Source organism: Halopseudomonas salina (assembly GCF_008641105.1).
Genome location: NZ_VTTI01000005.1, coordinates 122162 through 142536, shown reverse-complemented (window position 1 = coordinate 142536; position 20375 = coordinate 122162). Strand labels below are relative to the sequence as shown.

At 58.6% G+C, this 20375-nt stretch carries 21 protein-coding genes; 10 read left to right on the top strand and 11 right to left on the bottom strand.

Annotation, left to right across the window (positions count from 1 at the left end):
• Positions 1-20 precede the first annotated feature (20 nt).
• Positions 21-428, bottom strand: a complete 408-nt coding sequence (locus tag FZF01_RS10000; RefSeq protein ID WP_150278026.1) for an RNA-binding S4 domain-containing protein — start codon at positions 426-428, stop codon at positions 21-23.
• Positions 429-524: 96 nt separating this feature from the next.
• Between FZF01_RS10000 and rimB the strand changes: the two genes are divergently transcribed.
• Complete coding sequence (gene rimB / locus FZF01_RS09995) at positions 525-995, top strand: retropepsin-like aspartic endopeptidase RimB (protein WP_150278025.1); 471 nt, start codon at positions 525-527, stop codon at positions 993-995.
• Positions 996-1005: 10 nt separating this feature from the next.
• Positions 1006-1911 carry a 30S ribosomal protein S6--L-glutamate ligase gene (rimK, locus tag FZF01_RS09990; RefSeq protein ID WP_150278024.1) on the top strand — a complete coding sequence of 302 codons (906 nt, stop codon included), beginning with the start codon at positions 1006-1008 and terminating at the stop codon, positions 1909-1911.
• 6 nt (positions 1912-1917) lie between these two features.
• Here rimK and yrfG read toward each other — a convergent pair whose 3' ends face one another.
• Entirely contained in the window at positions 1918-2580 is a 663-nt protein-coding gene (gene yrfG, locus FZF01_RS09985; RefSeq protein WP_150278023.1) for a GMP/IMP nucleotidase, read from the bottom strand.
• A gap of 71 nt (positions 2581-2651) precedes the next feature.
• Here yrfG and nudE point away from each other — a divergent pair, with 71 nt between their 5' ends.
• The 3 genes from nudE to msrA all read left to right on the top strand — a co-directional run bounded on the left by nudE (position 2652) and on the right by msrA (position 4786).
• Complete coding sequence (gene nudE, locus FZF01_RS09980) at positions 2652-3218, top strand: ADP compounds hydrolase NudE (RefSeq protein WP_150278022.1); 567 nt, start codon at positions 2652-2654, stop codon at positions 3216-3218.
• The gene (cysQ, locus tag FZF01_RS09975; protein WP_150278021.1) at positions 3215-4039 is read left to right on the top strand and encodes a 3'(2'),5'-bisphosphate nucleotidase CysQ; all 825 of its coding nucleotides are present in this window, start codon (positions 3215-3217) and stop codon (positions 4037-4039) included. Before nudE ends, cysQ begins: the two co-directional genes overlap by 4 nt.
• 99 nt (positions 4040-4138) lie before the next feature.
• Positions 4139-4786, top strand: coding sequence for a peptide-methionine (S)-S-oxide reductase MsrA (gene msrA / locus FZF01_RS09970; protein WP_150278199.1), 648 nt, complete (start codon positions 4139-4141; stop codon positions 4784-4786).
• On the opposite strand, the gene FZF01_RS09965 is transcribed toward msrA, so the two are convergent.
• Entirely contained in the window at positions 4787-6268 is a 1482-nt protein-coding gene (locus FZF01_RS09965) for an HDOD domain-containing protein (protein WP_373286450.1), read from the bottom strand. It abuts the gene before it with no gap.
• A gap of 160 nt (positions 6269-6428) precedes the next feature.
• On the opposite strand from FZF01_RS09965, the gene FZF01_RS09960 reads away from it, so the two are divergent.
• Entirely contained in the window at positions 6429-7292 is an 864-nt protein-coding gene (locus tag FZF01_RS09960; protein ID WP_223825468.1) for a DMT family transporter, read from the top strand.
• A 44-nt stretch (positions 7293-7336) separates the two neighbouring features.
• Here FZF01_RS09960 and FZF01_RS09955 read toward each other — a convergent pair whose 3' ends face one another.
• The 7 genes from FZF01_RS09955 to FZF01_RS09925 all read right to left on the bottom strand — a co-directional run bounded on the left by FZF01_RS09955 (position 7337) and on the right by FZF01_RS09925 (position 13963).
• On the bottom strand, positions 7337-8530 hold the full coding sequence (locus FZF01_RS09955; RefSeq protein WP_223825467.1) for an AI-2E family transporter: 1194 nt from the start codon (positions 8528-8530) through the stop codon (positions 7337-7339).
• Positions 8527-8841 (bottom strand): hypothetical protein, encoded by a 315-nt coding sequence (locus FZF01_RS09950; protein WP_150278020.1) that lies wholly within the window; start codon positions 8839-8841, stop codon positions 8527-8529. Before FZF01_RS09950 ends, FZF01_RS09955 begins: the two co-directional genes overlap by 4 nt.
• Positions 8819-9262: a hypothetical protein gene (locus FZF01_RS09945; protein ID WP_150278019.1), complete on the bottom strand. Its 444-nt coding sequence runs from the start codon at positions 9260-9262 to the stop codon at positions 8819-8821. Before FZF01_RS09945 ends, FZF01_RS09950 begins: the two co-directional genes overlap by 23 nt.
• Positions 9259-9570 carry a DUF883 family protein gene (locus tag FZF01_RS09940; RefSeq protein ID WP_150278018.1) on the bottom strand — a complete coding sequence of 104 codons (312 nt, stop codon included), beginning with the start codon at positions 9568-9570 and terminating at the stop codon, positions 9259-9261. Before FZF01_RS09940 ends, FZF01_RS09945 begins: the two co-directional genes overlap by 4 nt.
• 237 nt (positions 9571-9807) lie before the next feature.
• On the bottom strand, positions 9808-10650 hold the full coding sequence (locus tag FZF01_RS09935; protein ID WP_150278017.1) for a 23S rRNA (adenine(2030)-N(6))-methyltransferase RlmJ: 843 nt from the start codon (positions 10648-10650) through the stop codon (positions 9808-9810).
• A gap of 66 nt (positions 10651-10716) precedes the next feature.
• Positions 10717-12507, bottom strand: a complete 1791-nt coding sequence (locus tag FZF01_RS09930; RefSeq protein ID WP_223825478.1) for a GspE/PulE family protein — start codon at positions 12505-12507, stop codon at positions 10717-10719.
• A gap of 40 nt (positions 12508-12547) precedes the next feature.
• A complete protein-coding gene (locus FZF01_RS09925; protein WP_150278016.1) occupies positions 12548-13963 on the bottom strand; it encodes a CYTH domain-containing protein in 1416 nt (471 codons plus the stop codon).
• A 229-nt stretch (positions 13964-14192) separates the two neighbouring features.
• On the opposite strand from FZF01_RS09925, the gene FZF01_RS09920 reads away from it, so the two are divergent.
• The 3 genes from FZF01_RS09920 (at position 14193) to argE (ending at position 17381) form a co-directional block, all read left to right on the top strand.
• Entirely contained in the window at positions 14193-14870 is a 678-nt protein-coding gene (locus tag FZF01_RS09920) for a TIGR00153 family protein (protein ID WP_150278015.1), read from the top strand.
• 40 nt (positions 14871-14910) lie between these two features.
• Complete coding sequence (locus tag FZF01_RS09915) at positions 14911-16170, top strand: inorganic phosphate transporter (protein ID WP_150278014.1); 1260 nt, start codon at positions 14911-14913, stop codon at positions 16168-16170.
• Between the two features lie 62 nt (positions 16171-16232).
• Positions 16233-17381: an acetylornithine deacetylase gene (argE, locus tag FZF01_RS09910; RefSeq protein WP_150278013.1), complete on the top strand. Its 1149-nt coding sequence runs from the start codon at positions 16233-16235 to the stop codon at positions 17379-17381.
• A 12-nt stretch (positions 17382-17393) separates the two neighbouring features.
• Here argE and amn read toward each other — a convergent pair whose 3' ends face one another.
• A complete protein-coding gene (gene amn, locus FZF01_RS09905) occupies positions 17394-18863 on the bottom strand; it encodes an AMP nucleosidase (RefSeq protein WP_150278012.1) in 1470 nt (489 codons plus the stop codon).
• Positions 18864-19011: 148 nt separating this feature from the next.
• Between amn and argA the strand changes: the two genes are divergently transcribed.
• A complete protein-coding gene (argA, locus tag FZF01_RS09900) occupies positions 19012-20307 on the top strand; it encodes an amino-acid N-acetyltransferase (RefSeq protein ID WP_150278011.1) in 1296 nt (431 codons plus the stop codon).
• The last annotated feature ends 68 nt before the right edge of the window (positions 20308-20375 follow it).

Here is a 20375-nt window from a genome sequence, read left to right as displayed (position 1 = left end):
CAAATGGCGATTATACCCCTTCACCCATCCTCGGGTGAATTGCGTGCATTGCGAAACTGATGGATCTGTCTGCGCTGCTTCTTGTTCGGGCGATGCTCACTGATCAGCAGACCGGGCCCCATGGCCTTGCGCTTGGCTGCAGCTTCCTCGCGCTGGCGAAGACTGTCGGCCGTTTCTTCGTAAAGCAACTGCGCCTCAGCAGCCCCACGCCGCTGGCCGCTGAGCTCGAGAATAGTCACCGTACGCTGCTCGAAGCCCTGACGTATCTGCAATTGCTCACCCACCTTCGGCTCTCTACTGGGCTTGCAGCGCTCACCCCGGCATTGCACCTTGCCGCCTTCTATGGCCGCCTTCGCCAGACCTCGAGTCTTGAAAAATCGAGCGGCCCAGAGCCATTTATCCAACCGTACCTTGCTATCATCGCCCATAGGGTCTGTACTCCTCATTCAGGCCGAGTGTATCAGGCTTGTCGTCGCCCATGACTTGCCCCATGATGCGCGCCAAATGCACCAGGAGCTGTCTGCTTGAAAACTTTTGATCACCTTAATGTTATCGGGTTGCGCGAGTGGATTGGCCTGCCCGAGCTTGGCATCGACCAGATCATGGCAAAAATAGATACCGGGGCAAGAACCTCGGCATTACATGCCAGTGATATCGAGACGTTCGAGCGCAAAGGTGCAACCTGGGTGCGCTTCAATGCGCACATTGGTAGCCAGAAGAAACAACGGGCCCAGCGCTGCGAGGCGGAACTGGTGGAATACAAATCCATCCGCAGCTCCAATGGTCATTTGCAGGAGCGTCATGTCATACGTACGCCACTGGTACTCGGTGACCGTTGCTGGTCGGTGTATTTCACGCTCACCTGCCGTAAATCCATGCGCTATCGCGTGTTGATGGGCTGTACCGCCATGCTGGAAGGCGAGCTGGTAATTGATCCCGGCCGCCGATTTGTCCAGGAAAAACCCCAAACCTCTCTGTTCGCCGTAACCCCCTGAAGGAACCACCATGAAGATTGCGGTACTGTCGCGTAACGCCAACCTGTATTCCACCCGCCGACTGGTCGAAGCGGCACGCGAACGCGGCCACGAGGTGCGCGTTATCGACACCCTGCGCGCCTACATGAACATCGCCAGTCACAAGCCGACCATCCATTACAAGGGCGCCGAGCTGGAAGGCTTCGATGCGATCATTCCGCGCATTGGTGCGTCGGTTACCTTTTATGGCGCGGCGGTATTGCGCCAGTTCGAGATGATGGGCGTTTTCCCCCTGAACGAATCAGTCGCCATCACCCGCTCCCGGGACAAGCTGCGCTCACTGCAGCTGCTGGCCCGCAAGGGGGTTGGCCTGCCGGTCACCGGTTTCGCTCACTCACCCGACGACATACCGGACCTGATCAGCATGGTCGGCGGCGCGCCGCTGGTTATCAAGCTGCTGGAAGGCACGCAAGGCATTGGCGTGGTGATGTGCGAAACCGAGCAGGCTGCTGAATCAGTGCTCGAGGCGTTCATGGGCCTGAAGGCCAACATCATGGTGCAGGAATATATAAAGGAAGCGGGCGGAGCGGACATTCGCTGCCTGGTCGTGGGCGACAAGGTCATCGCAGCAATGAAACGCCAGGCCAAGCCTGGCGAGTTTCGCTCCAACCTGCATCGCGGCGGCAGCGCCAGCCTGATCAAGATCACCCCGGAAGAGCGCATGACCGCAGTACGCGCTGCCAAGGTGATGGGCCTTAACGTCGCAGGTGTGGATATTCTGCGCTCCAACCATGGCCCGGTGGTCATGGAGGTCAACTCCTCCCCGGGGCTGGAGGGTATCGAGTCAACCACCGGCCGCAATATCGCCGGATTGATCATCGAGTACATTGAAAAGAACGCCAAGCCCAATCAGACCCGGACCAAGGGCGAAGGCTGAACAATATTAGCCCTGGCAGGCTGCCGCCAGATCGCGGTAGTCCTCCACGGCATCAAACTCCTCGGTATCACGCAAGGCTCCGCGACTGTCTGGCTGCCTGACCGCCAGCAGGTGGCTGACACCGTAGTCCCTGGCAGCTCGCAGAATTCCCAGGCTGTCATCAATGAAGAGCGTGCGCTGCGGATCAAAGGGGACTTCAGCTTGCAATGCAACCCAGAAAGCCTGCGCCTCTTTCGGAAAACCGAAGTCATGGGAGCTGATCAGACGCTGAAAGTAGGTTCGCAACTCGACGCGCTCCAGCTTCAATGACAGGGAGCCACGGTGCGCATTGGTGATCAATATCACATCACGGCCACTGGCCTGTAGCGCCCGCAGAAATACTTCCGCGTCAGGCCTGAGGCTGATCAGGTGCGCTACTTCGCGCTTGAGCTCAACGATCGGCATGGCCAGCTCACGGGTCCAGAAATCCAGGCAGTACCAGTCCAGTTGCCCCTGCTTTTCCTTCATCAGAGGATAAATCTCGGCCTTGGCCCACTCGACCGACTGACCATGATGCTCGGCGTAACGCTGCGGCAGATACTCGACCCAGAAGTGGTTGTCAAAATGCAGGTCCAGCAGGGTCCCGTCCATATCCAGCAGGACGGTATCGATGTTGTTCCAGTTCAGCATGGGCGTTTGGGCTTTGGTGACATGTGCCGCTATGATACCCAAGCCAAACGCTGTTAACCACGGAGCACCCAATGCCAAAACTGCCCGAAACCCTCGAGGCGCAGATCGTCGCAAAGAGCAGACTATTTACCGTCGAGCAGGTGCAACTGCGTTTCAGCAACGGCGTCGAGCGCACCTACGAGCGCCTGGTCAACCGCAGCCAGGGGTATGGGGCGGTGATGGTGATAGCCATGCAGGACGAGCGCCGGGTGGTCTTGATAGAGGAATATTGTGGCGGCATGGGCAACTACCAGATGTCCGTCCCCAAGGGCCTGGTGGAACCTGGCGAAGATGTACTTGATGCCGCTAACCGTGAATTGATGGAAGAGGCCGGCTTTGGCGCCCGCCGCCTGGAATATCTGACCCACCTCTCCCTGTCTCCCAACTACATGAGTCAGCAGATTGCCATAGTGCTGGCCCGCGACCTCTACGAAAAGCGTTTGCCGGGTGACGAACCCGAACCCATGCGGGTCGACAGTGTCGACCTCTACGCACTCAGCGACTTGGCTGCACGTGAGGACTTTACAGAAGGCCGCGCCCTCGCCGCACTATACCTTGTGCGCGACCTGCTCGAGCAGCGCGGAGAGCTGCACAGATGACCCGCTCACTCGACAGCCTGCCCTTCAATACCGATGCACTACTGGCGCTGACCGAGCGGGCGGGACGGGAAACATTGAAATGGTGGCGTCAGAAGCCTGAGGTTACCGCCAAATCCGATGACTCTCCGGTGACCGCAGCGGATCTTGCAGCACACCACCTGATTCTGGAGGGCCTGCGCCAGCTAACGCCCGAGATCCCGGTACTATCTGAGGAAGACGCGCAAGTGCCCCTGACTGAGCGGCAACACTGGCAACGGTTCTGGCTGGTCGATCCGCTAGACGGTACCAAGGAGTTTATTGCCGGCACGGATGAGTTCACCGTCAACATAGCGCTGATAGAGCAGGGGCAGATCCGTTTTGGAGTGGTAGGCGTGCCAGCCCGTGACAATCTCTATTGGGGAGGCCAATCGCTCGGTGCATGGCGCCGCTCCGGCAGGGAGCCCGCCGAAGCTATCCGCTGCCGCAGTACGAGCGAGACTTTGACAGTGGTTGCCAGTCGCAGACACACCAGTCCGGAACAAGAAGCACTGCTCAGCCGCCTGACATCACTACAGCAGATCGATCTGGTGAATATCGGCAGCTCACTCAAGTTCTGCCTATTGGCCGAGGGCAACGCCGATCTCTACCCGCGGTTCGCCCCTACCAGTCAATGGGATACAGCCGCAGCCCAGGCGGTGCTCGAAGGCGCCGGCGGGCAGGTTCTCGGCCTGGACGGACAGCGTTTCGGCTATCCGGCTCGAGACACCTGGCTCAACCCGCACTTTGTCGCGACGGGCAAGCTGCCTCCTGACCTGCTCCAGGCGCTTGACCTGAGCATCTGACAGGACACACACAGCAATGAATCCGCGGCTGGACAGGTAGTCACTGCCAGGCGCACCATGAAATTCAAATTCGCCCTGCCCCTCTGCCCGGAGTCGCCCATGTTTTTCCGCCGTATTCCCGAACATAAAATGCGCCTGCCCACCGCTGAAGAGGCCCTGCCAGGCCGGGATGAAGCCATCCAGACCAGCCAGATCCACACCGTGCTCGGCACTTCCTTGCATGCCCCTTTTCCAGCGGGGATGCAGCAGGTCATCTTTGGCATGGGCTGCTTCTGGGGAGTGGAAAGGTTGTTCTGGAAGATTCCTGGGGTGCACACCACCGCCGTCGGCTATTGCGCAGGGCTGACTCCCAACCCCACCTACGAGGAAGTCTGCTCGGGCATGACCGGTCACAACGAAGTGGTTCTGGTGGTCTTCGATCCGGAGGAAGTGAGCTTCGAGGAGCTGCTCAAGACTTTCTGGGAAAATCATGACCCTACCCAGGGCATGCGTCAGGGCAACGATACCGGCACACAGTACCGCTCGGGCATTTACCTGAGTACTCCGGCACAGCAGGCGGCGGCAGAAGTCAGCAAGGCCAATTACGCCGATCTGTTATTGCAAGCCGGCATGGATGCGGTCACTACCGAGATCATTCCGGCCCCGACCTTCTATTATGCAGAACCCTACCACCAGCAATACCTGCACAAGAATCCGGGTGGCTACTGCAATCTTGCCGGTACAGGTATATGCATGCAGGGTAGTTGATCAGCCGCGCCCGCTCAGGGCTTTCAGGCAGCTTCCAGTGAGTTCGGTCAGACGCTGAAAAGCCGTGAACTGAGCCTTGGTCAAGGGCCTTCCCGACAGTCGCATATCGCCATAAAGAATGCCAATTCGCCGGGTGCCGGCGATTACCGGCGCAATAAAGAACGGGCCCTCACCCAGCCAGCTGGTAATGTCGGACGTAATCAAATCCTTTAAGCCGCTGCTAGTCGGCGTACCCATCCAAATCACTTCGTTGTTTTGCAACGCGTAACTGAATATATGAGGATTGGATACCACACAGGGCAAATTGAAATCCTGGGCCCAGCTCTGGGTTCCCTTACCGGCTACTCGCCGTGCCCGAAAACGCGTCTGGTTATCCGCCAAAACAGCAAGCATGACCCGCTCCAGCCCAGCTCCCAAGTGCATTCCATTGATCACACCGGTCAGGGTATTTTCGAGATTGATCGGGCTTTTGGTCATCAGCATCATGTTCTGCACCGACAGCTTGAGCATCTCTACATTTGGCTGCAACAGGGGCTCCTGTACCGCTGTGCGTGCCGACTGCGCGGGCACAGCATCCATCTGTAGCAACTCGGAGAGATCCAGAGGGAGGTCATCGGTACGGGGTATCCATGCTCCCAGGTCGGCGTTGGAGCAAGTGCCAGCGACCCGGACCGCCTCGTCAGCACTGGCCAGAATCTGCTGCATGGCCTCTTCGCGAGTGGTTCCGGTCAGCTCCGCAACCGGATCCAGCAAGGCCTGCATTGTTTCCCCTGCCCAACCCTCTCGGGCAGCCTCGGCAATGGCAGAGCCCAAAGTAACTGCTCGCGCGGCAGGCCCGGAGGAGCTATGACTGGCTTTGACCAACTGACCGATCTCACCCATATTCCAGGTCTTGAGCAAACCGAAGGTCAACTGATCAAAACTGGCGCCTACTACACGCTTTACCGTTTTGTCCCGGTCAACCCCAGGCACCGCGAGCGCGTCCGCAAGCAGGTCAGCCTGTTTGCCGCCGTGACTCCAGAACGCCATCTCGCCGAGGTGGCGCAAAAGTGTCGCTATGAAAATCTCTTCCTTTTCCGGCAAGGCCCTGTAGTCCGCAAGATTGCGCGCCTGCATTGCACCGTGAAAGGAACGCGCCAAAAGTGACTGCAGCTGTTCACGCGGCGAGTCCTTCAGCAGACCATCGAGCAGGCTGACTGACAGGCCGATCATCCGCACCTGGTCGAAGCCGATCACCACAACAGCTCGGGAAATCGTGCGGATAACCTCACGGCCCGGATTACAGTAAACGCTATTGCTGACCCGCAGCACCTTGGAAGTAAGTGAGGCATCACGTAGAAGAACTTCCGCCAGTTGCCTGACCGAAGCGGTTTGCGACTGGGAAAGTCGCAGCAAGTCATGTACTACCACTGCCATTGCAGGCAGTTCGGCATTATTCAGGCGAGCCGTCCATTGCGCCAGACCGTGGGTTTGATCACTCAATTCGGGACCCTTGCTCTTGTTTGAATGTTACCAAATGATGCCAATGTAACATCTACCCACCGCGGCGGTGAACTGTGCGGCCATAGCTGTAGCTTGGCCAGGTTGGCAGCGCTGGGTAGACTGCGCGGCCAGACCACCATTGACGAACCAGGATGACAGCATGCAGATGACAACGAGCCGGGCGATCGCCAGCATGCACGTCGCCGCGCTCATGTTCGGACTTACCGGCATCTTTGGCAAACTCACCCAGGCGGGGCCCATCGCCATAGTGCTGGGCAGGGCATTCTTTGCAGTGCTCGCGCTACTGATCTTTGCGCGCATATTCAGCTCTCCCATCTTGCGCGGCATTAACAGAACGCGCCTCATGCAGCTGGCAGCTTGCGGCATTCTGCTGGGCGTACACTGGATGACCTTTTTTCACGCGGTGAAAATTGCTGGTGTTGGCATAGCCACGTTGGGGTTTGCCAGCTTTCCGGCTTTTGTTGTCATGCTTGAATGGCTGCTGTGGAAGGAGTCGGCAAGTCGTCTGGACCTGCTCAAGGTCGTGCTAATCTGTATCGGCCTGGCGTTGGTTACGCCCGACTTCAGCCTGGGCAACCAGGCGACAGCCGGCCTGCTCTGGGCGCTGCTCTCGGGCCTCTGCTTTGCCGGCGCCTCGGTAGGCAATCGCTATACCGCTGGCGACCTACACCCTGTGCAGATTGCCTGTTGGCAAAACCTGGTGATCTTGGGGTGCCTGTTACCCTTCGCGCCAATGGCCGTCGGCCAGATGGCACCTCTGGACTGGCTGTGGATCGCCCTGCTCGGCTTGCTATGCACCGGGCTGGCCCACGGGCTATTTGTAGCCAGCTTGCAGGTTCTCAAAGCCAGGGTGGCTTCGCTGTTCTTCGCGCTGGAACCAGTCTACGGCATTTTGTTTGCCTGGTTTCTGTTTGCCGAGCAGCCCACCCTCTCCATGCTGTTGGGTGGGGTTCTGATTGTGTCAGCACTCGCCCTGGTCCGGCAGCCACCCAAACCGGCCTGAAACCCAACCCTCAACCCGCCCGAGCGAACCTCAGGCCGACGCCCTCAGGCCCGGGTTTCTATGAGCCTTACCCAGCGATCAGTCATTGGCAGCTTGCCGACCGCGAGCTTGATACAGACCAGCAAGGGTACTGCGATCAACACACCCACCGCGCCCCACAACCAGCCCCAGATGAACAGCCAGACAATCAGTATCAAGGGGTTCAGGCGCATATTCTTACCCAGCACCAGGGGCGTGACAAACTGCGCCTCGAGAAGATTGATGGAAAAATAGATCAACACCGGCAACGCCGCCAGGGCTACCGGACCATACTGGGCAAGCCCCGCAAGACAGAGCATGGCCATGCCGAAGATAGGCCCTACGTAGGGAGCAAAGTTGAGCAAACCGACCAGTACTCCCCAGAGCAGAGCGTCTTCCACTCCGAAGAGCCACAGCGCCAGCCCCGTTGTCATACCGAGCCCAGCATTAATCACACTGACCGTGCCGATATACCGTGATAGCTCAAGCTGGATGGTACCTACGAGATTGACCCTTTCCTCACGCGTGTCCGGTGGCACGAATATATGAATATACGCATTGAATAATCGCGGACCGAATATCAGCAGAAAGAGAATCAGAATAACGCAGGTGAGGAGCTGAGCAATCATAACGGGCGTGGCTGCCAGAATAGCCACCATCAACTCCATACCACCCTGCTTTACATGCTTGCTGACGCTTTCCCCTACATCATCGGACGACTGTGAAACCGGGGGTGGGGTTGGCTGTTTTTTCTCTCGTTCAAAGAGTCCGAAGAAGCTGAATCCATCCGACTCCTCTTCCTGCACGGCACTCTGAATCGAAACCGGTTTGGATGACTCGGTCAGATTATCGAGTTGCTTGGTAAGGCGCTCGGATAGCTCGGGCAGTTGCTTGGCCCACTTTTGCGCAGGCTCGGCAAGCTCGATGGCCAACAAAGTGAAGGGCCCGCCAATCGCACAGATAATCAGGATTGCCGACAGTGTTCTGGGCACGTAGAGACGTTTCAACACCGCCACCAACGGGCTGAGCAAGAGCGCAAAAAGCAACGCCACGACCAGGGGCATCAACAGTGATTTGGCGAAATAGAGGGTATAAAGAAGAGCAAGTGCCAGGAGCCAGAGCGTCACCTTGTACATAGGCGACTTGCCCTGAGCACCAGCCTCCCGGGAATCAAACTGCCGCTTTTTGCTGGGTAGATCACCGCCATCGGCGGTGGTCAAGCGATGTCTCCTCCAAAGACGGCTACATTAGCCACTTCCGCTTCGCCGCCGCCAGCCAGAGAGCTCGCCAACGATTTCAATCGCCAGAGATGCACCCCAGTCATGCCAGCGGACATCAGCTTGGACCTACCATTGCTACCAAGCAGGCCCAGGGCTACTCCACCCGCCGCACCAGCACCGATGAGCAGCCATGGTGAGAGGCTGCGCAGATACGCAACACGTTCCCGCCCATTCAGCTTGAGGAGACTTTGCTCGAGTGACAGCTTGCCATCCAGCTGGCGAATATCTTCAATCAGTTGTTTTCGCGGCACTCTCAGCACCCTCCTTGAACGCCTGCAGGTGTTCGCGGGTTGCCGCGAAGGCCCAGCTTTTACTATACCGTTTGATGCACCACAGGATAATCGCCAGAGGGATGATCTGTACTGCAATAAATATCCCAATCGCGGCCCCCACCGATTGCACCGGCAGAAACACCAGCCAGGCCACCAGGATGGAAAGCCCCAACCAGGCAAGCACGACCAGAGGAACAGCCACCAAGGCAAGCAGCACAATCCTTTTGGTGTCGCCCAGGGCAAGGCTCAGCTCCAATTTCGCCAGCTTTGCCAGATCACCCCCGGCCGAGGCCGCATGTTTGAACCAGTCTAACCAGGCCTGAAGTTCATCCTGCCCAGGCTCGGGGCCTCTCCCAGGATCGCCACTCTGCAGATTGGTTTCGCCTGGGATCTCGCTCATTTCCTGCTATACAGCTGCGAAATGAGGAAGCCGGCCGCAAATGCGATACCCAGACTGGTGAGGGGTTTTTCCTGAACGTAGCTGTTGGCTTGACTGCTCAGTTCACCCGCTTTCGCCTTGCCTTTCAAAAACTGATCCGACGCTTCGTTCTTCAGATCCAGGCCCGCGGCTTCTGCTGCGTGCTTGAAGTGTTCCTTGGCTTCTACCAGATTGCTATAGGCTGCCATAACTGCCTCCTTACCTGCGTCTTTTTCGCTATTAACCGTCGAATTGTCGGTTACCGGTGTACTCTTTTTAGCTTCAGCCATGGTCGAGCTCCTTAAAGTTGAGATCCTGGAACGAAATTGTCCGGCCTTGTGAGCCGGACAATACATGGACACCAAAAGATGCGATATGTTCCGGCGCAGATTTCGCTCTCTATAAGTGTCCGCCCTCACGGGGATATCCGACGGCGCCCACGTCTACACAGGTAAGCCTAGCCAAAAGAGCCGTTTTTGCCAGTCTCGGGCGGCACCGGTGACCGGGACCGAGTCGAATTCCGGACCTCAGGGGCCACCTGCCAGCCAGTCCAGGCGCCATGCGCCACTGCCCGACTGTGCCAACTGACTGGCGAGCCAGGGCAATACCTCTTCCAGTTCCTCCCAGAGCGGCCATGGCGGATTGACCAGTATGAGGCCTGATCCATTGAGCCCCAAAGAGGTATCAGCCGGGCGGACGGTCAGCTCGACTCGCAGGACCTTCGGCAGTCCTGCAGCTGCAGTCTGTCGATAGAAGTCACGCAACAGGCGCTCGTCCTTGATCGGATACCAGAGGGCTATGACCGTCTGGCGCATCCGCTGGATCGCCACCTGCATGGCAGTCAGACACCGATCAAAATCGTCACCTCGCTCGAAAGGCGGATCCAGCAACCAGAGCGCGCGTTTTTCGGCCACTGGCAAGAACGCCTTGGCCAGCTCATAACCGTCACGCTGGTGAACTGCGACGCGGGGATCACCGATAAAATGCTCGCGCAAAATAGCGGCATCTTCCGGGTGCAGCTCACTCAGGATCATCCGGTCCTGTTCGCGCAGTCCAGCAGCGATCAGCTGAGGTGAGCCGGGGTAGTAACGCAAATCAGTGTCCTGATTTTGCTCACCCACACTGTCCACATACCCCTGCAGCAACGCCGGAAGGTCCTTTCGCCCCCACAGGCGAGCTATACCCTCGAGATACTCCCCGGTCTTGCCGGACGCCTCACCCTGCAGATCATAGAGCGCAGTGCCCGCGTGGCTATCGAGATAACAGTAGGGCGTCTCCTTACGCTGCATGAGCTGCGACATGCGCAGCAGCACCGCATGCTTGAAAACATCGGCATGGTTTCCGGCGTGGTAGCTATGGCGGTAATTCATCTAAGGGATCCCATTAACATCAGTGCGCGCATTCTACCCACTCGGCAGCACTGCGACGAGCAGTGCTCAGGCCTGCTGACTGCTGGGCGTCACTCGCAGCACTTCCTCGATGGTCGTTTCGCCGGCCGCGACCTTTTGCGCACCCGACAACCTGAGGCTGTGCATGCCGTCCTTGTAGGCCTGCCGGCGCAGAGCGTTCAGGTCGATATCGGCTTGCACCAGGGGTTTGAGCGCGTCACTCAGGGTCATCAACTCGTAAACCCCTGCACGTCCGCGGTAACCGGTTTCTCGACACTGCGGACAACCTACCGGACGATGTGCGCGAGTGGGTAGCGGCGCATTCCAGGGCCTAGTCAGTTCTGTCCAGGCATCAGCATCCACTTCGGCCGGCGCCTTGCAGTGGTTGCACAGGGTTCGTACCAGACGCTGCGCCATGACCCCAAGCACCGTAGCCTTGATCAGATAGGCCGGCACACCCAGCTCGATAAGCCGGCTGATCGAACTGGGTGCGTCATTGGTGTGCAGGGTCGAAAGCACCAGGTGACCGGTGAGCGCAGCCTGAATGGCCATTTCCGCAGTCTCAAGGTCGCGAATTTCACCCACCATGATGATGTCCGGATCCTGGCGCATCAGGGCGCGTACGCCACCCGCAAAATCCAGATCAATATTGTGCTGCACCTGCATCTGATTGAAGCTGTCCTCGACCATTTCGATCGGGTCTTCGATGGTGCATACGTTCACCTCGGGCGTGGCCAACTGCTTGAGGGTGGTGTACAGGGTGGTCGTTTTGCCTGACCCGGTTGGCCCGGTAACCAATACAATTCCGTTGGGCTGCCCGACCATTGCCTGCCAGCGTCGCTGATCCTCGGAGGAAAATCCCAACTGATCGAAGCTGCGCAACAGCACGTCGGGATCAAAGATCCGCATGACCATTTTCTCACCGAAGGCGGTGGGCAGGGTCGACAGGCGCAGTTCTATTTCATTGCCCTGGGGCGACTTGGTCTTTATCCGGCCATCCTGTGGCTTGCGCTTTTCCGCCACATTCATGCGCCCCAGGGTTTTCAGCCGACTGACGACCGCAACCGACACCTGCAGCGGGAATTGATAAACCGTGTGCAGCACACCGTCGATCCTCAGGCGTACACTGCCCGCCTCGCGCCGCGGCTCGATATGAATATCGCTGGCGCGCTGCTCGAAGGCGTACTGGAACAGCCAGTCGACGATATTGACCACGTGAGCATCATTGGCATCAGGCTCTTGGCCCATGCTGCCGAGATTGAGCAACTGTTCGAAGTTGCCTATCGCGCTGCTTTTCTGATCCGTGGCGTTGGCCCCGGTTACCGACCGTGCGAGTCTGAAGAACTCCACCGAATAACGTTGAATATCCGCCGGACTGGCCACCACCCGCCGAATCTCACGCTTGAGCACGTGCACCAGGTTGGTTTCCCAGCTGCTGACGAAGGGCTGCGCACTGGCGATCACCACCTCGCGCTCGTTGACCTCAAGCGCAAGAATGCGATGGCGCTGGGCGAAGGCGAAGGACATCAATGGAGTAACCGCTGCCACGTTGATCTTCAGCGGATCGATACGATAGAACGGCTGCTCCGCCTCATCAGCAAGCCAGCGCGAGAGAGTCTCCAGGTCGAGTATCTTGCCAGGGCGGGACAAATCCTCTGGCGCCTGCGCGGCAATGAACTCCAGCGGGTGCAGCTTGGCAGTCTCCCCGGTAGCAGCGCGGCGCAACATGCTCAGCTGCTCCGCGGTGTCCATACTCAGGCGTCCCTGGGACGCCAGCACATTGAGAAAATCGCCCAGATCCAGCGGGCGGTCACTTCCGGGTATCGCCAGTTGATTCAGTTTCTCCACGCATCCCCCGTATCACCAGATGGCATTGTGCTCAGGCATTCAGCTCGCGCCAGGCGTTGAGCTTGCGCAAACGCTGACCCTGTTTACGTAATGCATCCAGCAACAAGGGCCTCTGCTCGTCGTCGATGGACGGATATTGCTCAAGCAATGCCTGCAGCTTGTTCAGTTCGCCAAACAGACGGTCAGGCTCCGGAACCGGCAGGAACTGGCGAAACTGGGATAGAAGATAGTACAACCGGCCCAGCCGCGGCTGCTGATCCTGCCATTGGCTGACGGCGCCGTCCGGATCGTTATGGTGCGGTACTCTCAGCTCCTGGATTTCCTTGGCCACGGCTGCGAGCAACCAGTGCGGTAGTGGCAGCGCTCCAATGCGATCGCCCTTGGGCGGCCGGTTATGCTGCCAAGCTGCCTGCTCCAGCCATAATGCCAGACCGATAAACAACTGACCCCAGGCGAGCTCATTCACGGCACCAGCATATACATCCGGCGCCTGATCACGGGCACTGCGCCCACTATCATCATCAGCCCAGCCTGCCAGCACCAATGGCCTGAAACGCTCAAGCAGAGAGTCGAGCGGCCGGGTGAACTGTTGCGCGCTCGATTTGGGCAAGGCCAGATCGAAAACGCCAAAAGACGCACGTAACGCTGCCAGATGCGTAGTCATGTCGCGAAACAGGCGCCACTGTTGGGAATAGCGGTACTGCTCTGCCAGGCGCTGGCTTTGCCCCAGCAGCTGCCGGGTCGAGCCGGCGATGACCTCATCGACTGTCGACTCAGCCGTCCATTGCGGGGATTGAAGTCGCAGATCGTAACTGGCCTGATCGAAGAGCCGGTAACCCCGCTCGGCCTTGCTGATGTCACAAGGCATCAGCGGCAGATCTCCGGCCAACTCCAGGGCCAGTTCAAGAACCGCAACTGCTGGGCCCTGACGAACTTCCAGCTCCAGCTCGCAAATGATCTCTTCGCGCTCCTGAGCTACTACCTTACCCAGGTCCAGCGCGGCTTCTACCTCGACGACTTCCATTCCGTCTGCCGATTCACGCTCCCAGCGCAGCAGTACCTTGGTACGCTGAAAATCCGTGGTGAATATCGGCTGCAACAGACTCTTGTCCAGATCGGCCAGCGCCTGGGGCCAACAGCTGTCATCCAGCAGGGATACGTCAAGCTCCGGCTTGTCGGGGTACCAGTCGAATTCGTTACGCTCGGACAGACCCGACACGCTCTGCCCTCTGCTTTTGAGAGTCTGAATCGCACGATCACCGTCGCGACGCATCCGCAATGCAACCTTCGCCCCGGAGAGATCCCGCTCGGGGGTATCGTAGTACTGGTTGAGCAAGGGCCCTGATTGCCACTCGCCCTGGCGGCGGGCCTCCAGCAATGGATGCGCGCGCAAGGCTTCAAGGGTTTCGGGCGTAGTGCGCAACTTGATTTCGGTTTCTTTGGCCATCGGGTGTTCCATGATCTCGATTGTATTCAACAAGCACACTGGACAGGGAGAGGGTCCAATGTCGGAATTCTTTACGGCTCAGGCGCAGGACGCAACGCGTGAGACAGGCAACAGAAGTGATGTGCTGCCAGGGTCATTTATGACTTTTAAATGACGTTAACATGACGCTCTGGTGACGATTGACCGCTCAGCGCCTATAATCTCGCGGCAAATACATCCCGGAGGCCTCATGCCCAGCAACCCCTTTCTCAGCCTGTTTGGCCGCTCGCCGATTGGCCCGATGCAGCACCATATGGTCAAGGCTCATGAGTGTGCAGCCCAACTGGTGCCTTTCATGGACGCCGTAGCGGCTAATGACTGGACCGAAGCCGAACGCCTGCAGCAGCACATTTCCCAGCTGGAGCGCGATGCCGACAAATTGAAGAAAGATGTCCGGGTACACCTGCCCAAAAGTCTGTTTTTGCCGGTGCCACGCTCAGACCTGCTGGAGCTACTCAGTGTACAGGACAAAGTGGCCAATCGCGCCAAGGATATAGCCGGCTTGATGCTCGGCCGTCAGATGGAAATACCCGCGCCGATTCGGCCTGTATTCCAGACCTTCGTCCAGCGTTCGGTGGATGCCGTAGCACAGGCGCTAAAGGCCATGAACGAGCTGGACGAGCTGCTGGAAACCGGATTTTCCGGCCGCGAAGTGGCCCTGGTGGAAAGCCTGATCGAAGAGCTCGACGCCATCGAACACGACACCGACACGCTACAGATCAAGTTACGTGCAGACCTGTTCAAACTGGAAAGCGAACTCCCCCCAGTCAACGTGATGTTTCTCTACCAGATCATCGAATGGATCGGCGATGTTGCAGACCGCGCTCAGCGCGTCGGCAACCGCCTGGAACAACTGATGGCCCGCTAGTGGTCAGTCTCTTCATGCACCCAAACAGAGTAACTCCGACATGACCCTTATTGCAGAATACGGCACCATCCTGCTGATACTTGCCTGCCTGTTCGGATTTTTCATGGCCTGGGGCATTGGCGCCAATGATGTCGCCAACGCCATGGGGACCTCCGTGGGCTCCCGCGCGCTGACCATAAAACAGGCAATCATGATTGCCATCGTCTTCGAGTTTCTCGGTGCCTATCTGGCTGGCGGCTCGGTTACCCAGACAATCCGTAGCGGCATTCTCGATTCGGACCTGATCAGCGGCGAACAGATGATCTTCGGCATGATGGCCTCACTGCTGGCCGCCGGGACCTGGCTGCTCATCGCCTCGCTGAAGGGCTGGCCGGTATCCACTACGCATTCGATTATCGGCGCTGTCATCGGTTTTGGCGCTGTGGGTGTTTCGATGGACGCGGTGAACTGGGGCGGAGTGGTGCCCATCGTCGCCAGCTGGGTTATCTCTCCGCTGCTGTCGGGCATTGTCGCTTTCATGATTTTCATGAGCGTGCACAAGCTGATCCTCAACACCGATGATCCGTTCACCAACGCCAAACGCTACGTCCCCATCTACATGTTTGCAGTGGGCTTTGTAGTCACCCTTATGACGCTGACCAAGGGACTCAAACATGTCGGCCTGGATATCAGCAACTTCCAGGGCTTTCTTCTTGCCATCGGCGTCGGGGTTCTGGTGATGGCGCTGGGCATGATTCTGCTGACGCGGATCAAGGCCGACCCAGCAGCGGACAAGGATTTCCACTTCGCCAGTGTGGAGAAGGTCTTTGCGGTCCTGATGATTTTCACCGCCTGCGCCATGGCTTTTGCCCATGGTTCCAACGATGTCGCCAATGCGGTAGGCCCGTTGGCGGCAATCGTCGGCGTGTTGCAGACCGGTGGCGAAGTTGCTGCGCGCTCAGTCGTGCCGGCCTGGGTCCTGTTGCTGGGCGGGGTGGGTATCGTTATCGGTCTGGCTACCTATGGCTACCGGGTCATTGCCACTATCGGGCGGCACATCACCGAGCTGACGCCCAGCCGCGGGTTCGCCGCGGAGCTGGCAACCGCCACCACAGTGGTTTCTGCCTCGGGCATTGGCCTACCTATTTCAACCACCCACACCCTGGTCGGGGCGGTGCTGGGGGTAGGCATGGCGCGCGGGATCGGCGCTCTGAATCTGCGCGTGATTGGCACCATCTTCAGTTCCTGGGTCATTACCCTGCCCGCCGGTGCCGCACTCTCAATTGTGTTTTTCTTTATCCTCAGCAGCATTTTCGGCTGACGCTGAAAGCCTGGCGGGCTAAGCTGACCTGAATCAGTCAGCTCAGACCGCCAGGAGTTTCTATGGCTCTTCCCTCTCTCAGGGCACAGTTCGATGCCCTGCTCCAGACCCAATCGATCAGCTGCAGCCAACCGGAGCTCGATCAGTCCAACCTCGACGTGGTTAACCTGCTCGCCGCCTGGTTTGAGGACTTGGGATTCAGCTGTCGAATTCAGCCAATACCCGATGAGCCTGGCAAGGCCAATCTCATAGCCACACTGGGATCAGGTCCTGGCGGGCTGGTGCTGGCTGGCCATACGGACACAGTGCCCTGCGACCCCGAACTCTGGAAGCACGACCCTTTCAAACTGACCGAAGCGGATGGTCGCTGGTATGGATTGGGCAGTTGCGACATGAAAAGCTTCTTTGCGCTGGTCATAGAGGCGCTCAAGGAATACACCGACCACCAGTTCAAGCATCCACTGATCATTCTCGCCACCGCCGACGAGGAGAGTTCCATGAGTGGCGCCCAGGCGCTGGCCGCAAGTGACCTGTCCAACGCGCGTCACGCAGTCATCGGCGAACCAACAGGGCTCAAGCCAGTAAGGGTCCACAAGGGCATCATGATGGAGCGCATCGACATCGCGGGCCAGTCCGGCCACTCGTCGGACCCCTCCCTGGGCAGTAACGCGTTGGAAGCCATGCACCGGGTCATCGGCGATTTGCTGAGCATGCGCAAGCAATGGCAAAAGCGCTGGAACGACCCTTTGTTCGGCGTGCCGGTTCCGACCATGAATCTGGGCTGCATTCATGGTGGCGACAACCCCAACCGCATCTGTGGCAAATGTGCTCTGGAATTCGATATCCGCCCATTGCCGGGCATGGACCCGGACGCACTGCGCGCGGATATTCGCCAGCAACTGAAGATAATCGCTGCAGAGCAGCAGGTGGATATCAGTTATAACCCGCTCTTTCCCGGCGTGCCACCATTCGAAACCGCAGCAGACGCAGCGATCGTCAAGGCCTGCGAGCAGCTCACTGGCTATACCGCCGGAAGCGTGGCCTTTGCTACAGAAGGCCCCTACCTAAACCGTCTCGGCATGCAAACGCTGATACTTGGCCCCGGCGACATCGATCAGGCCCACCAGCCTGATGAGTATCTGGAGATGGACCGCATCGATCCGGCCGTGAAGGTTTTGCGCGGCCTGATCAAGCAATTCTGCCTGACCTGAGCAGCGTCCGGTCTAACGAAACGGTGGCTCGTCAAAACTGCGCAGCTTGCGCGAGTGCAACGCATTCAGCTGGTTGCGTAGCAAATCCACAGCTGCAATACCGATATGCAAATGCTGCGTCACGGCGCGCTCGTAAAAGGCACCCGCAGCGCCGGGAAGCTTGAGCTCACTGTGTAGTGGCTTGTCCGACACGCACAACAGCGTTCCGTAGGGCACCCGCAGGCGATAACCCTGGGCAGCAATGGTACCGCTTTCCATATCGACGGCTATAGCGCGGGCCTGATTGATCAGCGGACGTTCCTGAGCCCAACGCAACTCCCAGTTGCGATCGTCATAGGTCAATACTGTGCCGGTACGCAGACGCCGCTTCAGATCATCGCCCCGCTCGCCGGTGACCTGCGCCGCCGCTTCCTGCAGCGCCAGTTGCACCTCTGCCAGCGCCGGCAGGGGAATGTTCGGTGGCAGTACCCGATCCAGAATACCATCACGACGCATGTAGGCATGGGCCAGCACGTAATCGCCAATGGTCTGGGACTGACGTAAGCCTCCACAGTGCCCGATCATCAGCCAGCAGTGCGGTCGCAGTACCGCAAGGTGATCGGTGATGTTCTTCGCATTGGAAGGGCCTACTCCGATATTGACCAACGTTATGCCATCACCCTCGGATGCTTGCAGGTGATAGGCCGGCATCTGATAGCGGTGCCAGAGTACGCCCGCTACCAATGTCTGCGCGTGCTCCTCGGACATACCCCGCTCGATTACCACATTGCCGGGCAGCACCATACGCTCAAAGCGCGAGTCCTGCGCCAGCATATCCAGGCCATGGCGGATGAACTGATCCACATAGCGGTGGTAGTTGGTCAGCAATATCCATGGCTGTACATGCCGCCAGTCACTACCGGTGTAATGCACCAGGCGCCGAAGCGAGAAGTCCACCCGCGCCGCATCGAAAAGAGCCAAGGGCAGCCGCGAAGCACTCTCCCAGTCATACAGTCCATCTGCCGTGCTGTCAGTGACCGCCGAGAGGTCAGTACTGGGAAAAATCCGTGCGAGCTCGTTGGGCGTTACGCCCGATGCAGCAAGGTCAGCGTATTCAAGCACGTAGGGATAAGGAATCGCCTGATCGCTGACGCCAACCTCGACCTGCAGGGTGAAATCACGCATCAAAGGGCCCAACTGTTCGAGAAGATAGCGGCGAAAATCCTCAGGGTGAGTGACGGTGACGCTGTAGACACCCGGCACCTGTACCTTGGCGTAGGCGCGGACCGTCGCGGCAGCCTCGCCCTGGGATTCGTAGGTCAGGCGCAGCTCCGGATAACGAAACTGCCGCAACTGCTCCTCACTGGGCCGGCTGCGGTCGCGCAGATAGTCATCAAGCGCTACCCGCAACGCACCGGTAGCCTGCTCAAATAGCTGAGCCAGTCGATCAACAGCCGCATCCGGCGTATCTACAATCGTGAAGTCCTGGTCTTTTGCGCTCACATCTCACTCTCTTTTGCTGCAGGTTTAATGGCTATCTTGCCCTCAATAGGCTCCGCGGTCATGGCCCCTGCCCCAGTTGCGCGCAAACAGCGCTTGAAGCAAATCCATCAATGTCCCTAAACTGCTGTTTTGCCCGGACCGTCCAAACATGCTCGATTACGTCAATTGGTTCCGCCGCTCGACGCCTTACATCAACACCCACCGTGACTGCACCTTTGTCGTGTTGTTGCCGGGCGAGGCTCTCGCACATCCCAATTTTGGCAATATCGTGCACGATATTATCCTGCTCAACAGCCTCGGTGTCAGGCTCGTTCTGGTCCATGGTTCTCGCCCACAGATTGAGGAGCGGCAGAGCGTCCGAGGCATCTCCTCCCGATACCATAACGACCTGCGCATTACCGATAACGACACCCTTGCTTGCGTCATGGACGCTGTGGGCAGTCTGCGCATAGCCATCGAGGCGCAGCTTTGTTCTGCTCCCTCAGCCTCCGGACAGGGGTCGAGACTGCGGGTAGTGAGTGGCAATTTCGTTACCGCAAAACCCATTGGTGTAGTTGATGGCGTGGACTTCCATCATACCGGTGAAGTGCGGCGCATCGACCGCAAGGCCATTAGCCGGCATCTGGACGAAAGCGCCATCGTGCTGCTGTCCTCGATCGGCTACTCGCCCACCGGTGAAGTATTCAACCTGGCCTGCGAAGACGTGGCCACCAGTGCAGCCAGCGCACTTGAAGCCGACAAGTTGATTCTGTTCGGCCCTGATCAGGGCATAATCAGCGCCGAGGGCGAACTGCTTCGCGAACTCAAACCCACCCGCGCACAGCCATTTCTGAATACCCTGGGCAACAGCCTGCCGGGTTCATTGCTCGCCGCTGCCTGCAAAGCCTGCAGCAAGGGCGTAAGACGCGCGCACATTGTCAGTTACAGCGATGATGGCGCACTTCTGACCGAGCTTTTCACCCGCGATGGCGGCGGTACGTTGGTTACCCAGGAAGCTTTCGAAGTAATCCGCACTGCAACGATAGACGATGTGGGCGGTTTGCTCGAACTATTGCGTCCACTGGAAGAGGCCGGCATTCTGGTCCGGCGCTCGCGGGAAATCCTGGAAACCGAGATCGGCCAGTTCACCCTGGTCGAGCGTGATGGAATGATCATCGGCTGCGCGGCGCTTTACCCCTTGGAAGACTCCAGTGCAGCAGAACTGGCCTGCGTCGCGATCGACCCAAACTACCGCCATGGCGGTCGCGGCGATCAGTTGCTCGACCACATTGAGGCCCAGGCCCGGGCTCTGAGACTCGACACCCTATTCGTGCTGACAACACGTACTGCTCACTGGTTTCGCGAACGTGGCTTCGTGCCCAGTTCGGTCGAGCGCCTGCCTGCCAAGCGCGCGTCGCTGTACAACTTCCAGCGTAACTCCAAGGTGTTCGAGAAGGCCCTCTAAACCAGGCCGACCAACCGTCTGGATGCCCGTCCTGCTGCACGGCGGTCGGCAACTTGGTATGCTTGCGT

Coding starts and splice junctions, on each gene's coding strand:
- FZF01_RS09925 (WP_150278016.1), bottom strand. CDS start 13,963: ATGGCCAAAGAAACCGAAATCAAGTTGCGCACTACGCCCGAAACCCTT.
- argA (WP_150278011.1), top strand. CDS start 19,012: ATGCTCGATTACGTCAATTGGTTCCGCCGCTCGACGCCTTACATCAAC.
- FZF01_RS09945 (WP_150278019.1), bottom strand. CDS start 9,262: ATGAGCGAGATCCCAGGCGAAACCAATCTGCAGAGTGGCGATCCTGGG.
- FZF01_RS10000 (WP_150278026.1), bottom strand. CDS start 428: ATGGGCGATGATAGCAAGGTACGGTTGGATAAATGGCTCTGGGCCGCT.
- argE (WP_150278013.1), top strand. CDS start 16,233: ATGGCTCTTCCCTCTCTCAGGGCACAGTTCGATGCCCTGCTCCAGACC.
- FZF01_RS09940 (WP_150278018.1), bottom strand. CDS start 9,570: ATGGCTGAAGCTAAAAAGAGTACACCGGTAACCGACAATTCGACGGTT.
- FZF01_RS09915 (WP_150278014.1), top strand. CDS start 14,911: ATGACCCTTATTGCAGAATACGGCACCATCCTGCTGATACTTGCCTGC.
- msrA (WP_150278199.1), top strand. CDS start 4,139: ATGTTTTTCCGCCGTATTCCCGAACATAAAATGCGCCTGCCCACCGCT.
- yrfG (WP_150278023.1), bottom strand. CDS start 2,580: ATGCTGAACTGGAACAACATCGATACCGTCCTGCTGGATATGGACGGG.
- cysQ (WP_150278021.1), top strand. CDS start 3,215: ATGACCCGCTCACTCGACAGCCTGCCCTTCAATACCGATGCACTACTG.
- FZF01_RS09960 (WP_223825468.1), top strand. CDS start 6,429: ATGCAGATGACAACGAGCCGGGCGATCGCCAGCATGCACGTCGCCGCG.
- rimK (WP_150278024.1), top strand. CDS start 1,006: ATGAAGATTGCGGTACTGTCGCGTAACGCCAACCTGTATTCCACCCGC.
- nudE (WP_150278022.1), top strand. CDS start 2,652: ATGCCAAAACTGCCCGAAACCCTCGAGGCGCAGATCGTCGCAAAGAGC.
- FZF01_RS09935 (WP_150278017.1), bottom strand. CDS start 10,650: ATGAATTACCGCCATAGCTACCACGCCGGAAACCATGCCGATGTTTTC.
- FZF01_RS09920 (WP_150278015.1), top strand. CDS start 14,193: ATGCCCAGCAACCCCTTTCTCAGCCTGTTTGGCCGCTCGCCGATTGGC.